This is a genomic window from Arthrobacter sp. KNU40 (assembly GCF_051515115.1).
GTDB lineage: Bacteria > Actinomycetota > Actinomycetes > Actinomycetales > Micrococcaceae > Arthrobacter.
In genome coordinates, this window is the sequence record NZ_CP195850.1 from 1,124,272 (window position 1) to 1,137,966 (window position 13,695).

At 64.9% G+C, this 13,695-nt stretch carries 14 protein-coding genes and 1 riboswitch; of the genes, 11 read left to right on the forward strand and 3 right to left on the reverse strand.

Annotation, left to right across the window (positions count from 1 at the left end):
* Positions 1 to 47 precede the first annotated feature (47 nt).
* A complete protein-coding gene (locus ACSKT0_RS05360) occupies positions 48 to 1,478 on the forward strand; it encodes an amino acid permease (RefSeq protein WP_437773972.1) in 1,431 nt (476 codons plus the stop codon).
* The gene (locus tag ACSKT0_RS05365) at positions 1,475 to 3,199 is read left to right on the forward strand and encodes a flavin monoamine oxidase family protein (RefSeq protein ID WP_437772844.1); all 1,725 of its coding nucleotides are present in this window, start codon (positions 1,475 to 1,477) and stop codon (positions 3,197 to 3,199) included. Before ACSKT0_RS05360 ends, ACSKT0_RS05365 begins: the two co-directional genes overlap by 4 nt.
* Here ACSKT0_RS05365 and ACSKT0_RS05370 read toward each other — a convergent pair.
* The 3 genes from ACSKT0_RS05370 to purU form a co-directional block, all read right to left on the reverse strand.
* A complete protein-coding gene (locus tag ACSKT0_RS05370) occupies positions 3,196 to 3,720 on the reverse strand; it encodes a gamma carbonic anhydrase family protein (RefSeq protein ID WP_437772845.1) in 525 nt (174 codons plus the stop codon). The two genes, ACSKT0_RS05365 and ACSKT0_RS05370, sit on opposite strands and share 4 nt — an antisense overlap.
* A 93-nt stretch (positions 3,721 to 3,813) precedes the next feature.
* Positions 3,814 to 4,503: a class I SAM-dependent methyltransferase gene (locus tag ACSKT0_RS05375; RefSeq protein ID WP_437772846.1), complete on the reverse strand. Its 690-nt coding sequence runs from the start codon at positions 4,501 to 4,503 to the stop codon at positions 3,814 to 3,816.
* Positions 4,504 to 4,599: 96 nt separating this feature from the next.
* Positions 4,600 to 5,460 (reverse strand): formyltetrahydrofolate deformylase, encoded by an 861-nt coding sequence (gene purU, locus ACSKT0_RS05380; RefSeq protein ID WP_437772847.1) that lies wholly within the window; start codon positions 5,458 to 5,460, stop codon positions 4,600 to 4,602.
* Between the two features lie 36 nt (positions 5,461 to 5,496).
* A riboswitch (ZMP/ZTP riboswitch) is annotated at positions 5,497 to 5,582 on the forward strand.
* Positions 5,583 to 5,687: 105 nt separating this feature from the next.
* On the opposite strand from purU, the gene glyA reads away from it, so the two are divergent.
* The 9 genes from glyA (at position 5,688) to ACSKT0_RS05425 (ending at position 13,692) form a co-directional block, all read left to right on the forward strand.
* Positions 5,688 to 6,986 (forward strand): serine hydroxymethyltransferase, encoded by a 1,299-nt coding sequence (gene glyA, locus ACSKT0_RS05385; protein ID WP_236818388.1) that lies wholly within the window; start codon positions 5,688 to 5,690, stop codon positions 6,984 to 6,986.
* Positions 6,987 to 6,994: 8 nt separating this feature from the next.
* Positions 6,995 to 7,906, forward strand: coding sequence for a bifunctional methylenetetrahydrofolate dehydrogenase/methenyltetrahydrofolate cyclohydrolase (locus ACSKT0_RS05390; protein WP_437772848.1), 912 nt, complete (start codon positions 6,995 to 6,997; stop codon positions 7,904 to 7,906).
* A gap of 102 nt (positions 7,907 to 8,008) precedes the next feature.
* A complete protein-coding gene (locus ACSKT0_RS05395) occupies positions 8,009 to 9,154 on the forward strand; it encodes a sensor histidine kinase (RefSeq protein ID WP_437772849.1) in 1,146 nt (381 codons plus the stop codon).
* The gene (locus ACSKT0_RS05400; RefSeq protein ID WP_437772850.1) at positions 9,151 to 9,816 is read left to right on the forward strand and encodes a response regulator; all 666 of its coding nucleotides are present in this window, start codon (positions 9,151 to 9,153) and stop codon (positions 9,814 to 9,816) included. Before ACSKT0_RS05395 ends, ACSKT0_RS05400 begins: the two co-directional genes overlap by 4 nt.
* A gap of 133 nt (positions 9,817 to 9,949) precedes the next feature.
* Positions 9,950 to 10,249 carry an SHOCT domain-containing protein gene (locus ACSKT0_RS05405; protein WP_345450074.1) on the forward strand — a complete coding sequence of 100 codons (300 nt, stop codon included), beginning with the start codon at positions 9,950 to 9,952 and terminating at the stop codon, positions 10,247 to 10,249.
* Positions 10,250 to 10,478: 229 nt separating this feature from the next.
* Positions 10,479 to 11,408 (forward strand): ABC transporter ATP-binding protein, encoded by a 930-nt coding sequence (locus ACSKT0_RS05410; protein WP_437773973.1) that lies wholly within the window; start codon positions 10,479 to 10,481, stop codon positions 11,406 to 11,408.
* A complete protein-coding gene (locus ACSKT0_RS05415; protein WP_437772851.1) occupies positions 11,401 to 12,222 on the forward strand; it encodes an ABC transporter permease in 822 nt (273 codons plus the stop codon). Before ACSKT0_RS05410 ends, ACSKT0_RS05415 begins: the two co-directional genes overlap by 8 nt.
* Complete coding sequence (locus ACSKT0_RS05420; protein ID WP_437772852.1) at positions 12,219 to 13,052, forward strand: ABC transporter permease; 834 nt, start codon at positions 12,219 to 12,221, stop codon at positions 13,050 to 13,052. The genes ACSKT0_RS05415 and ACSKT0_RS05420 overlap by 4 nt, the downstream gene beginning before the upstream one ends.
* Positions 13,053 to 13,119: 67 nt before the next feature.
* A complete protein-coding gene (locus ACSKT0_RS05425) occupies positions 13,120 to 13,692 on the forward strand; it encodes a hypothetical protein (protein WP_437772853.1) in 573 nt (190 codons plus the stop codon).
* Positions 13,693 to 13,695: the final 3 nt, after the last annotated feature.

The window sequence follows — 13,695 nt, forward strand, 5'->3', positions numbered from 1 at the left end:
GCCCGGGACTCGGTTCGCAGCTCCTGCGCCGCAAGCCGATCGGGCAGATGGTCAGCGAAGCCGGAAGCAGCGAAAGCGGTACGCCGCTCGTCCGCAGCTTCGGCGTGCTCCAACTGACGATGATCAGTGTCGGCGCGACGCTGGGCACCGGCATCCTGGTGATCCTGGGTGAATCCGTGCCGCTGGCCGGTCCAGCAGTCTGGATTTCCTTCGTGGTCGCGGGCCTGGCCGCCCTGTTCTCCGCAGTGTCCTACGCCGAAATGGCAGGCCTCGTGCCCGTTGCCGGATCCAGCTACTCCTACTCCTACGCCACGATGGGCGAGGGCATGGCCTGGATCTGTGGGTGGTGCCTCGTCCTCGAATACGCGGTCTCTGTGGCTGCAGTAGCCGTCGGCGCAGGGCAATATGTGAACGAAACCCTTGCCGCGTTCGGACAGTTCCTGCCGGACGCGATGTCCCAGCCACCGGGCAGCGGCGGCGTGGTCAACATCCCGGCCATGGCGATCGTGGTCCTCGCGATGATCCTGCTGGTGCGCGGCGCCAAGGAAAGCGCCTGGATCAACACTGTGATCGTGTGCATCAAGATTGTTATCCTGCTGTTCTTCTGCGCAGTTGCGTTCACCGCGTTCAACGCCGGGAACTTCGAACCGCTCATGCCCATGGGGGCCGCAGGCGTCTCGGCTGCCGCGTCCCGGGTGTTCTTCTCCTACATCGGCTTCGACGCCGCTTCCACGGCAGGTGAGGAAGCCCGCAACCCGAAGCGCGACATGCCCCGCGCTATCCTGCTATCCATGGTCATCGTGACCAGCATCTACGTCCTGGTTGCCGTGGCCGCCATCGGCGCACGCCCCTGGGAATGGTTCGGCGGCACCGAGGCAGCCCTCGTCCAGATCCTCGAGGAAACCACCCACCAGCCCTGGATCGCGCTCGTCTTCTCCATCGGAGCCGTGCTCGCCATCGCAAGCATCGTCCTGACGGTCCTCTACGGCCAGACCCGCATCCTGCTCTCCATGTCCCGCGACGGACTGGTCCCGGAGGTCTTCGGCCGTATCTCTCCGCGAACCGGCACTCCGGTGGCCGGAACGCTCATCGTGGGCACCGCCGTCGCACTCACAGCGGGCCTCGTCCCGCTCGGCGCGCTCGCCGACGCCACCAGCATCGGCACCCTCTTCGCATTCGCGCTCGTGAACGTCGCCGTCATCTACCTGCGGCGCAACCGCCCGGAGCTCAAGCGCAGCTTCCGCGTGCCGCTCTACCCGATCACTCCTGTTCTCGGCACGCTGATGTGCGCCTACCTCATGGCCAACCTGGGTGCTGACACCTGGGTGGTATTCGGCGGCTGGATGCTCGTCGGGATCGCGCTCTACTTCGGCTACGGACGCCGGAACTCCAAGGTAGCGGCCCTGACCGAACAGGAATACCGTGAACTATCCGCCAGGGTCGCCGACCCGGAAACTGTGAAGGCAGAACTTTCATGACCATCGCCACCGAATTGCCGACGGAACCCACACCCCGCGCCGGGCACCCGGGAACTTCCCAAGCAACGCCGGCCGACGCTCCCATCACCATGCTGAACCCGGACTTCCCGTTCAGCTACGACCACTACCTGGCCCACGCCGACGGCCTGGCGGTTGTTCCGCCGGAACTGTACGGGACGGAGGTCGCGGTGATCGGTGCCGGCCTGTCGGGACTCGTCACGGCCTACGAGCTCATGAAGCTCGGGCTGCGACCCGTGGTCTACGAGGCCGACCAGATCGGTGGGCGGCTGCGCACCGCGAGCTTCCCCTCGGCTCCCGGAGTGGTGGCAGACCTCGGCGGCATGCGATTCCCCGTGTCAGGCAAGGCGTTCTACCACTATGTGGATCTCCTCGGCCTGGACACCCAGGAATTCCCCAACCCGCTCGCGCCTGCAACATCGAGCACCGTGATCGAGCTGGCCGGGCAGAAGCATTACGCCGCCACCTCTGCTGAGCTGCCGGAGTTCTTCCACGAGGTTGCCGCGGCGTGGAAGGCCGCAGTGAATGACGGCGCTGCGTTCCAGGAAATGCAGGAGGCGATCCGGGCCCGCGACACCAAACGCATCAAGGAGCTGTGGAACGAGCTGCTCCCGCTCCTGGATGAGCAGACTTTCTACGGCTTCATCGCCGCAAGCAAGTCCTTCAAGGAGGCCGGATTCGCGCACCGCGAGGCCTTCGGGCAGGTAGGTTTCGGCACCGGCGGCTGGGACACCGATTTCCCCAACTCGATCCTCGAGATCCTGCGCGTCGTCTACACCGACGCTGATGACCAGCACCGGCTCATCACCGGGGGAGCGCAACGGCTCCCCGAGGCACTGTGGCACCACGCGCCGTCGGGCATGGCTCACTGGCCCGAGGGCACTTCCCTCGCATCGTTGCATTCCGGTTCCCCTCGCGGAGCCGTGGACCGCATCGAGCGCGGAGGCAACGGCGATCTCATGGTGCGCGAGCGTTGGGGCCGCGAGACCGGGTACTCCGCCGTCGTGACCACGTGCCAGTCCTGGCTGCTGTCCACGCGCATCCACACCCAGGAATCGCTGTTCCCCTCGGAACTGTGGACCGCGATCGAGCGCTCGCACTACATGCAGTCGTCCAAGACCTTCGTGATGGTGGACCGGCCGTTCTGGAAGGACATCGACCCCGAAACGGGCCGGGAGGTGTTGTCCATGACCCTGACCGACCGGCTCAACCGGGCAACGTACCTGCTCGACGACGGCCCGGACAAGCCTGCCGTCATCCTCCTTTCCTACACGTGGAACGACGACGCCCTGAAGTGGCTCTCGCTCAGCGCCGAGGAACGAGTCAAGCTCATGCTCCACTCGCTCGAGCAGATCTACCCCGGTGTGGACATTGCGAGCCACATCGTGGGCCAGCCCATCACCGTTTCCTGGGAGGCCGACCCCAACTTCATGGGTGCCTTCAAGGCCAACCTGCCCGGGCACTACCGCTACCAGCAGCGACTGTTTACGCACTTCAAGCAGGACAAGCTGCCGGAGAGCCAGCGCGGGATCTTCCTGGCCGGCGACGACGTCTCGTTCACTGCTGGCTGGGCCGAAGGCGCCGTCACCACAGGGTTGAACGCTGTGTGGGGCGTCGTGAACCATCTTGGTGGTTCGTCCGTGGCAGGCAACCCCGGTCCCGGTGACTTGTTGGACGAACTGGGTCCGGTCAGCCTGGACTAGCCTTGTGCGTGCATCTCGCGGTGCGCTGCCGCCAGCTCGCGGTAGTGCGCCGCGTTGCGCTTCACGCCGTCGAGCTCTTCTTCGCTCAGTTCGCGGCGCACTTTGGCGGGCACGCCGGCAACCAAGGAGCGCGGCGGGATGACAGTCCCCTCAAGCACGACCGCGCCAGCGGCAATGAGCGAACCGGTACCGATGACGGCGCCGTTCAAGATGGTGGCGCTCATGCCGATGAGGCAGTCGTCCTCCACGGTGCAGCCGTGGACGACTGCGCTGTGCCCGACGCTGACGCGCTCGCCGACGGTGCAGGGGAATCCGGGGTCGGCGTGCAGGACCACATTGTCCTGGAGGTTCGAGCCGGCACCGACGCTGATGGCGGCGGTGTCGGCACGGACCGACACGCCATAGAAGGCGCTCGAGTCCGCGCCGAGGGTGGCCTTGCCGATGATGGAAGCCGTGGGTGCCACGAAGGCGGTGTCATGGATGGCCGGGGTATCGCCGGCAAAGGTGTAAATGGGAGCCATGGGGCAAGCCTAGATGACGGCGTCCGGTCCACCCATCCCAACTGGGTCGCATTTGTTGTCGTTATGAGCCCTGAAAACGACAACAAATGCGAGTCACTTGGCTGAATCGGGACGCGTCCGGAGGACCAGGAACTGGTAGTGCTGTGTCCAATTCCCCGCACCCGGCCCGGATTCGGCTCCCGTGCCCTCGGGCCAGGTCTCAAAGTGCTCCACGTCGCCGTGCGCGCCGAAGATGCGGCGCACGGCGTCGTCGCTCCGGCGGCTGAAGAACCGCCGCGGCTCGTCTTGGTCCTCGGGGTTGAGGACTTCTTCATCGTCACCGGACCAGAGCCCGACGGCGATCGGCGCGCCAGCCGCGCTGACCCGCACGAGTTCACGAACGACGTCGTGGATTACCGCGTTGGGGACGTGCAGGAGGGTGCTCATGGTCCACACGGCCGGGAAAGTGGCATCGGCGAACGGCAGGGACCGGCCGCTGGCAACGCTGGCGTTGAGCCCTTTGGCGCGGGCAACGTGGATGCTCTCCTCGGACAGGTCGACGCCGGTGTAGTGCAGTCCCGCCCTCACGAATTCCAAACCTTCGACGCCGGTGCCGCAGCCTAGTTCGAACAGCGAGTGCCTGTGTTCGTCCTTGAGCAAGCGGATGAACCAGTCGCGGCATTCCGTCCGATGCGGGGTCATGGCGCGGGTGTTCTGGATTCCAGCCTGCCGGTCGTAGTAAACCGCCAGGTTCGCCTCGTGATAGTCGGCTTCGTCGCTGAAGGCCCTCCGGGTCCCGTCCATGCACCCAGCGTAGAACACCCAACTAGCTCGCAGTAGATGTCGTTATGAGGCGTCAAAACGACAACAAATGCGAGCTAGTTGGGAGGGGGACGGGCGCTAGTTGAACACCACCGTGCGGGTGCCGTCGAGCAGGACGCGGTGCTCGGCGTGCCACTGCACCGCCTGCGCCAGGGTGCGGCCCTCGACGTCGCGGCCCATCTGCACGAATTGCTCGGCTGTGCGGGCGTGGTCCACCCGGATGACTTCCTGCTCGATGATCGGACCCTCGTCGAGGTCTGCCGTGACGTAGTGGGCAGTGGCTCCGATGATCTTCACGCCCCGGGCATGCGCCTGGTGGTAGGGCTTCGCGCCCTTGAAGGACGGCAGGAAGGAGTGATGGATGTTGATGGCCTTGCCACTGAGTTCGGTACAGAGTTCGTTGGAGAGGACCTGCATGTAGCGCGCCAGGACGGTCAACTCGATGCCATGCTCACGGATGAGTTCGAGCAGCTTCGCCTCGGCCTGGGGCTTGGTGTCCGGAGTGACTGGGATGTAGTGGAAGGGGATCCCGTAGAACTCCGCCAGGCCTTCGAGGTCCCTGTGGTTGGACACGATGGCCGGCACCTCTATGGGGAGGGTGCCAGTGCGTTGCTGGAAGAGCAGATCGTTGAGGCAGTGTGCGTCCTTTGATCCCAGGATCAGGGTACGGACCTTCCGGCCCACGGGGTTGATCTGCCACTTCATACCGAATGCTTCGGCCACCGGCGCCAGCGCGGAACTCAGTTCAGCCTGGGTCGAGGACGTCGTGGCTTCCACCCGCATGAAGAAGTTTCCCGTGCTGGGGCTGCCGTATTGCTGGGAATCGGCGATGTTGCAGCCGGCCTCCAACAAAGCGCCTGCAACGGCGTGCACAATTCCGGGCCGGTCCGGGCAGGACAGGGTTACAACAAAAGACGTAGGCAGGGTGGAGTCAGTCACACGATCAAGCCTACCGTTGCGCACCTGTTGTACTGTTTAAGTCGTCGCGACTGGCGTTGGGTGGTGTACCACCAGGGAGCGGCATTGATGAAGACCACGGATCGTACGCCTGGGCCGAGGGTCACGTTTTACTGTCGCTGTGCCATGCCCCGTAATCAAAGGCATTGAAAAAACCCAGCCGGTAGCCTGACCTGTAGAAACACCCGTTGCCTATCCAGGAGATCTTCGTGACCACCACCACCATCACCTCCGCGACCATCAGCAACCAGCCGCTTTCCGAGCTCGACCCCGAGATCGCAGCAGTTCTGGAACAGGAACTCGGCCGCCAGCGCGGCACCCTGGAAATGATCGCTTCCGAGAACTTTGCGCCCCGCGCCGTCATGGAGGCCCAGGGCTCGGTCCTGACCAACAAGTACGCCGAAGGTTACCCGGGCCGCCGCTACTACGGCGGCTGCGAATACGTCGACATCGCCGAGCAACTGGCCATCGACCGCGTGAAGGCGCTCTTCGGCGCTGAGTACGCCAACGTCCAGCCGCACTCGGGCGCGCAGGCCAACGCCGCAGCCCTGTCCGCCATGATCACTCCCGGTGACAAGATCCTCGGCCTTTCCCTCGCCCACGGTGGCCACCTGACCCACGGCATGAAGCTCAACTTCTCCGGCAAGCTCTACAACGTAGCTGCCTACCAGGTTGAAGAAGACAACTTCCGCGTGGACATGGACAAGCTCCGCGAACAGGCCATTGCCGAGAAGCCGCAGGTCATCATCGCCGGCTGGTCCGCTTACCCGCGCCACCTCGACTTCGCAGCCTTCCGTTCCATCGCCGACGAGGTTGGCGCGCTCCTCTGGACGGACATGGCCCACTTTGCGGGCCTCGTCGCAGCAGGCCTGCACCCGAGCCCGGTGCCGCACTCCGACGTCGTCACCTCCACGGTGCACAAGACGCTGGCCGGCCCCCGTTCCGGTGTAATCCTCGCCAAGCAGGAGTGGGCCAAGAAGCTCAACTCCAACGTGTTCCCGGGCCAGCAGGGCGGCCCGCTCATGCACGTCATCGCCGCCAAGGCTGTCGCCTTCAAGATCGCTGCCGGCGAGGAATTCAAGGAGCGCCAGGAGCGCGTCCTCGAAGGCGCCAAGATCATCGCCGATCGCCTCAACCAGGCCGATGTCGCTGAAGCCGGCGTTTCCGTCTTGACCGGCGGCACCGACGTCCACCTGGTCCTCGTGGACCTGCGCAACTCGCAGCTGGACGGCCAGCAGGCCGAAGACCTCCTGCACTCCGTGGGCATCACCGTCAACCGCAACGCCGTTCCGTTCGACCCCCGCCCGCCGATGGTCACCTCCGGCCTGCGCATCGGTACCCCGGCACTGGCTACCCGCGGCTTCGGAGCCACCGAATTCACCGAAGTTGCCGAGATCATCGCTTCGGCGCTGAAGTCCGGCTCCGCTACCGACGTCGAAGCCTTGCAGGCCCGCGTCGACAAGCTCGCCGCCGACTTCCCGCTGTACCCGCAGCACGAGCAGTGGTAAACCCGTCCATGGCGCAGACCGCGAAGATCCTTGACGGCAAAGCAGCCGCAGCCGCCATCAAGTCCGAGCTGACTGAGCGCGTCGCTGCCCTGAGGGCCCGCGGCGTAACTCCGGGCATTGCCACCGTGCTCGTAGGTGCGGACCCTGCCTCGCAGCTCTACGTGTCCATGAAGCACAAGCAGTCCGTGGAGATCGGGATGAACTCGATCCAGCGTGAGCTTCCGGCGGACGCCACCCAGGCCCAGGTTGAGGCCCTCATCGACGAACTCAATGCGGACCCCGCCTGCCACGGCTACATCGTGCAGCTGCCGCTGCCCAAGCACCTGGACACAGACGCGATCCTTGAGCGGATCGACCCCGCCAAGGATGCCGACGGCCTGCACCCGACCAACCTGGGCCGGCTGGTGCTCAACGTCAACGGAGAGATCACCTCGCCGCTGCCGTGCACACCCCGCGGCGTCATCGAGCTCCTGGAGCGCAACGGCTACAGCCTCGCCGGCAAGCACGTTGTGGTTGTCGGCCGCGGCGTCACGATCGGCCGCTCGATCGGTCTGCTGCTCACCCGGCGGGCCGTGAACGCCACCGTCACGCTGACGCACACCGGCACCAAGAACCTCTCGGAGCTGCTGCGGCAGGCGGACGTGATTGTAGGCGCGGCGGGTGCCAAGCACATCGTCAAGCCTGCGGACGTGAAGCCGGGCGCGGCCGTGCTCGACGTCGGTGTCACCCGTGAAACCGACCCCGAGACGGGCAAGAGCAAAGTCCACGGCGACATCGATCCCGCCGTTGCCGATGTGGCCGGGTGGATTTCGCCGAACCCTGGCGGCGTCGGGCCCATGACCGTGGCGCTGCTCATGACCAACGTGGTGGAAGCCGCGGAACGCCAATTGGCAGCGGGAAGCGTTTCCGGCATCGCCTGATTGTGCTCCACAGCGCTGTGTAGGGCGCCTACTCCCGCCGGAGTAGGCGCCCTACACCGTTAACCCGACGACGCCGGCGCCCTCCGCGGCTAGGCTCGGAGCATGCAGCGGCGTTTCCAGGGTCCGCCCACGAGTTTCATCGTGATCGCGGTGGCCCTGATCCAGGTCTTGGGGACTGTGTTTTCGGCGAGCCATCAGGCTGCCCTGCGCCCCCTGGATCCGCTCGCCTTCATGCTGCTCTTGGCGGGCCCCGCGGCCTTGGCTTTCCGGACCCGCAGGCCCGCTGTCATGCTGCCGATCACCCTCGCGGCCACGTCCAGCTATTTACTCCTCGGTTACGCCTGGGGTCCGATTGTGCTGTCCCTGGCTTGCTCGATCGTCCTCACCGCCGCCGCGGGGCTGCGCTGGCAGGCCTGGCTTGGGGCGGGAATTTGTGCTGCAGCCGTCGTTCTGATGGCTGTCCTCGCAGGGGATGAGACGGGGCTGGTCCGGGCCTCTGCCGGTGTTGCCTGGGCGGCGATCCTTGTCCTGATCGGTGAAGGCTTCCGACGGCGGGGCGAGCGGATGGCCGAATACCGGCGACGGCGGGAGGCCGCGAAACAGGCCGAACGGGACGAGTACCGTCTCACGCTCGCCCGCGATATCCACGATGTGGTGGCCCACTCCCTCTCGATGATCAACGTCCAGGCTTCCGTGGCGCTCCATCTGGGAACGAACGATCCCGAGAAGCTCCGCCCGGCGCTGGAAGCCATCAAGGCCGCCAGCAAGGAATCCCTGGCCGAAGTCCGTCAGCTCCTCGGTGTGCTGCGCGACGACGCCCCGCTGAGTCCCGCGGCGCCGCCAAGCCTGGGGCGGATCCCGGAACTCGTGGAGGACGCGAGGCGAGGCGGCTTGGAAGTGCGGTTCGAAAACTCCGTAGAGGCGGACAGGGCAGGCCCCGAACACCTTGGCCCAGCGCAGCAGGAAGCCGCCTACCGGATCGTCCAGGAAGCGCTGAGCAACGTCCGCAGGCACGCCGGCGCGGCGTCCGCCGTCGTACTTCTAGAACTGGCCGGGAATGCGCTGAGGGTGAGGATCGACGACGACGGCGGCGGCCTCCGGGGAGCGCCCGCCGGAAACGGGCTCAGGGGCATGCGGGAGCGCATCGAGGCCCTTGGCGGCACGCTTGGCCTGACGCCGCTGGAGCCCGGGCTGCGCGTGGAAGCGAACCTCCCTCTGAACTCCAACAAGGGAGAACGCCAGCTATGATCCGCTTACTGCTTGCCGACGACCAGAACCTCATCCGGGCGGGATTCCGGGCCCTCCTGGACGCTGAACCGGACATGGAAGTGGTGGCGGAAGCGGGTACCGGCAGGGACGCCGTCAGGCTGGCCGAACGTGAGGCGCCCGACGTCGTGCTCATGGACATCCGCATGCCTGATGGCGACGGGCTCGCCGCAACGCGGCAAATCCTGGCCAACCCCCGCCTCGCGCACACCCGCATCATCATCCTCACCACGTTTGAGCTGGACGAATACATCGCCGAGGCCGTGCGCGCGGGTGCCGCCGGCTTCCTCGTCAAGGACACCGAACCGGAGGAACTGATCCGCGCCGTGCGGGTGGTGCACGACGGCGATGCCCTTCTTTCGCCGTCCGTGACCCGCCGCATCATGGCCCAGCTGGCCCTGCACAGCAAGGCTGCGTCGAAGACAGTGCCCCTGGGCCAAATCACCGAGCGCGAGCGGGAAGTCCTGGCGCTCGTGGGCGAGGGCCTGAACAACGCAGAGATCGCCGAGCGGCTGTTCATCACTCCTCTGACAGCGAAGACGCACGTTTCACGGATCATGACCAAACTGCTGGTCCGGGACCGTGCGCAATTGGTAGTGCTGGCGTACGAATCCGGATTGGTCCGGCCGGGCTGGAGCAGCTAGCCTTGGCCCGCTGTCTCCCGGGGGAGTAGGCGGCAGGGCGCAAGTGACTCCCTGTGGCCGACGCCTTTCGATGGGCCAAAAACCAGACTGGAACCAGAGCCGAGATACGGCCTGTTGAGAGTTTGGACTGGACATGTTGACATCACTGAGCACCACCATCGGCGCCGCGGCCGCGCAGCTTCCCGCCGACGTCGTCCATGGGCCGGGGGACGGATTCGTCTTCTGGCCGTTTTTCCTCCTGATCCCGCTGTTTTGGTTCCTGGTCATCGGTTGCTTCATCTTCTTCGGCCGCCGGATGTGGCGTCGGAACCACTACTGGGCAGCAACCCAGGGCGCCGAAAGCGTGCTGAGGGAGCGCTACGCACGCGGCGAAATCGACGAGACCGAGTACCGCCAGCGCCTGGAAGTGCTGCGGGCACATCCGACGAAGTAGGGAACCGGACGATTCTGCTGGATCACTCGTCTGGATAAACCATCAGGCCTTGGAATCACGCGGTTCCAGGGCCTGAGGTTTGGAGTGATCTCGCAGAATGTCCCGCAGGGTCCCGCGAGTTACTCCAGAAAATTGCGGAATACCTCTTTCACGTATTCCTTGGCTCTACTAGTCTGCTGGGGTGCACAATGAAGCCACCCGCTCTTTCTCCACGTCAGCCAGCTTCCAGATGAACCCACCCGCAGTCATCACAGCCGAAAACCTCACCAAGAGCTACGGCGAGCTCACCGCCGTCGACGGTATCTCGTTCGAGGTTCCGGCGGGGGAGTCCTTCGGCCTGCTTGGCCCGAACGGCGCCGGCAAATCGACCACCATGAAAATGATCGGCGGCGTCTCCCAGCGGACGTCCGGGAAGCTCAGCATCATGGGCCTGGACCCGGAAACCCATGGGCCGGAAGTCCGTGCGCACCTCGGGGTGGTGCCGCAGCAGGACAACCTGGACGAGGAACTGAAGGTCCGCGAAAACCTGATTGTCTATGGCCGCTACTTCGGCTTGCCGTTGAGCTACTTGCGTCCCAAGGCCGACGAACTGCTCGAGTTCGCCCAACTGACAGACAAAGCCAAGTCCAGGGTCGATGCCCTCTCGGGCGGCATGAAACGGCGTCTCACGATTGCCCGCTCGCTCATCAACGAGCCCAAGATCCTGCTCCTGGACGAGCCCACCACGGGACTGGACCCGCAGGCCCGGCACATCCTCTGGGACCGGCTGTTCCGGCTCAAGGAACAAGGCGTAACGCTGATCCTCACTACCCACTACATGGACGAGGCCGAACAACTTTGCGACCGGCTGATCGTAGTGGACAAAGGACGGATCATGGCCGAAGGCTCGCCCGCCAGCCTGATCCGCGAATACTCCACACGCGAGGTGCTGGAACTCCGCTTCGGCTCTGAACGCAACGCCACCATCGGCGTCGAACTTGCAGGCATCGGCGAACGCGTCGAGACGCTACCGGACCGCGTGCTCATCTACGCGAACGACGGCGAATCGGCCCTGGAGCAAGTCTCCGCCCGCCGGCTCCGTCCCTTGACCTCGCTCGTGCGGCGTTCTTCGCTGGAGGACGTCTTCCTCCGGCTGACCGGGCGGAGCCTCGTTGACTAGCGCCCACTCGCCGGCCGTTTCCGCCAGCCGGGCGAGGCGCTGGGGATCCTTCTTCTACGCCGAGCAGGTCCTGCGAGTGATGCGCGGCTACGGCTGGTCCGTCTTCCTGTACAGCGTGGGGCAGCCCGTGGCCTACCTCTTCGCGATGGGCGTCGGGCTGGCGAGCCTCGTGGATGCGAACAGCGCGGCCGTGTTCGGGGGCGTGAACTACCTGACGTTCATCGCGCCGGCACTGTTGGTCTCATCCGCCGTCATGACTGCGTCAGGGGACTTTTCCTACCCGATCATGGACGGCTTCAAATGGCGCCGCGTGTTCTATGGCCCGCACGCCTCACCGCTCGTACCGCAGCAGATCGCCGCGGGGCACATCATGGCCAGTGCCTTGAAATTCCTTGTGCAATCAGCGGTGTACTTCGCCATCGTGGTCATGTTCGGTGCCTCGCCGAGTCCGTGGGGCTGGGTGTCGGCGATAGTTGCGACAGTGGCCGGTTTGTCCTTCGGGCTGCCGCTCATGGCCTACGCCTCGACCATCACCAAAGACTCCGGCCAGTTCGCGTTGGTGCAGCGTTTCATCGTGGTGCCGCTGTTCCTGTTCTCGGGCACGTTCTTCCCGCTGGATTCGCTGCCGCTCGGGGTGCGCTGGATCGGTTGGATCTCCCCGGTGTGGCATGGAACGCAATTGGGCCGCGTCTTCACCTATGGACTCGAGGAGAATCCCTTGTTGACCCTGACCCACGTCGTGTTCCTCGTGGGCGCGGCCGCTGCAGGTTGGACGCTGACGCGGCGCCAGTTCGTCAGGAGGATGGGGACATGAGCGTTCTTACTGGAGGCCATAGCGCCACCGACGCTGCCCGGGAACGCACCTTCGGCCCTCTGTACTCCCGCAACGCGCTTGCTGTTGTGTCACGGGGCCTCATGGCAGCGAAAAGCAGCACCTGGTTGATCCTCGTCTCAGGGTTCTTCGAGCCGGTGCTGTACCTGATTTCCATGGGCGTGGGACTCGGCCCGATTGTGGGAACCGTGGCGGGACCGGGCGGCCAGGAAATCAGTTATGCGGCCTACATCGCTCCCGCGCTCCTGGCCGTGTCCGCCATGAACGGCGCTGTCTATGACTCCACCTGGAACGTCTTCTTCAAGATGAACTTCGCCAAGCTGTACCAGGGAATGCTCTACACGTCCCTCGGGCCGTTGGACGTAGCCATCGGGGAGATCTTCCTGGCCCTGCTGCGCGGACTCCTGTATGCCACAGGGTTCACGGCCGTCATGGCCGTCATGGGACTCATCACCACGCCATGGGCCATCCTCGTCATTCCGGCCTCGGTGCTGATCGCTTTCGGCTTTGCGAGTTTCGGCATGGGCATCACGAGCTTCATGAAGACTTTCCAACAGATGGACTGGATCAACTTCTTCATGCTGCCCATGTTCCTTTTCAGCGCCACCTTCTACCCGCTGAGTGTCTATCCGCAATACATCCAGTGGCTCATCCAAGCAATGCCGCTATGGCACGGCGTGGAACTCCTGCGGCAGATCAGCATCGGTTCCTTCAGCCCGGCCACGGCAGTTCATGTCGCCTACTACCTCGTGATGATCGCCCTCGGCATCACGCTCACTACCGGAAGGTTGCGCAAGCTCTTCCTGAAATAGCCGGGCAGGCTGTTCGCCGGGGGTGGAAGAGAGCGGTTCGCCGCGCGGAGTTTGCGACAATGGGTGCATGCGATCCCTCGGCGACTCCCCGTCATCTGTTCCCTCGTCCGCTTCCGCCCGGAGCCCTTTCAAAGGCTTCCGCATCGGTGGACTGGGCATGACAGTGGTGCTCATCGCCTTCCTGGTGGCCGTGATCTTCGCCGCCAACCATAACGACGTCGTCGGTTGGATCGTCGCCGTTGTCTCCTTCGGCTGGCTCGCGCTCGCCGCCTTTGTGGTCTTCAGCATCCAGAAGGCTGCCAGGCGGGCCGGTAAAAAACTCACCGAAGCCCAGAACGCTTTCAACGCGGCAACCGGCCGCGCGCCGTCGTCGTCGAGCGCCGACCACGGTGGCACCCGGGTGGTCTCGGAACGGAACGAAGCGGATGAAATCCGGGACCTCAAATTGGACCACTCCTTCAAGATCGTCCAGGTGCAAGTACGAGTGGTCGAGGACGAACGGGCCAAGGGCGACGCCGCCGACCAGGACACCATCGATCGCGCCCTGGAGACCATCGCCATCACGTCGAGCAATGCCCGGGACATGATCAAGTCCTCCGGCGGCGGCGACGAGCCCGTCTCGGGCACCATCATCGACTAGAGT

Bases quoted from the DNA above. Each gene is read 5' to 3' on its own strand.
- ACSKT0_RS05390 (WP_437772848.1), top strand. From the start codon at position 6,995: ATGGCGCAGACCGCGAAGATCCTTGACGGCAAAGCAGCCGCAGCCGCC.
- ACSKT0_RS05370 (WP_437772845.1), bottom strand. From the start codon at position 3,720: ATGGCTCCCATTTACACCTTTGCCGGCGATACCCCGGCCATCCATGAC.
- ACSKT0_RS05425 (WP_437772853.1), top strand. From the start codon at position 13,120: ATGCGATCCCTCGGCGACTCCCCGTCATCTGTTCCCTCGTCCGCTTCC.
- ACSKT0_RS05410 (WP_437773973.1), top strand. From the start codon at position 10,479: ATGAACCCACCCGCAGTCATCACAGCCGAAAACCTCACCAAGAGCTAC.
- ACSKT0_RS05375 (WP_437772846.1), bottom strand. From the start codon at position 4,503: ATGGACGGGACCCGGAGGGCCTTCAGCGACGAAGCCGACTATCACGAG.
- ACSKT0_RS05395 (WP_437772849.1), top strand. From the start codon at position 8,009: ATGCAGCGGCGTTTCCAGGGTCCGCCCACGAGTTTCATCGTGATCGCG.
- ACSKT0_RS05400 (WP_437772850.1), top strand. From the start codon at position 9,151: ATGATCCGCTTACTGCTTGCCGACGACCAGAACCTCATCCGGGCGGGA.
- ACSKT0_RS05420 (WP_437772852.1), top strand. From the start codon at position 12,219: ATGAGCGTTCTTACTGGAGGCCATAGCGCCACCGACGCTGCCCGGGAA.
- ACSKT0_RS05360 (WP_437773972.1), top strand. From the start codon at position 48: ATGGTCAGCGAAGCCGGAAGCAGCGAAAGCGGTACGCCGCTCGTCCGC.
- ACSKT0_RS05365 (WP_437772844.1), top strand. From the start codon at position 1,475: ATGACCATCGCCACCGAATTGCCGACGGAACCCACACCCCGCGCCGGG.
- ACSKT0_RS05405 (WP_345450074.1), top strand. From the start codon at position 9,950: ATGTTGACATCACTGAGCACCACCATCGGCGCCGCGGCCGCGCAGCTT.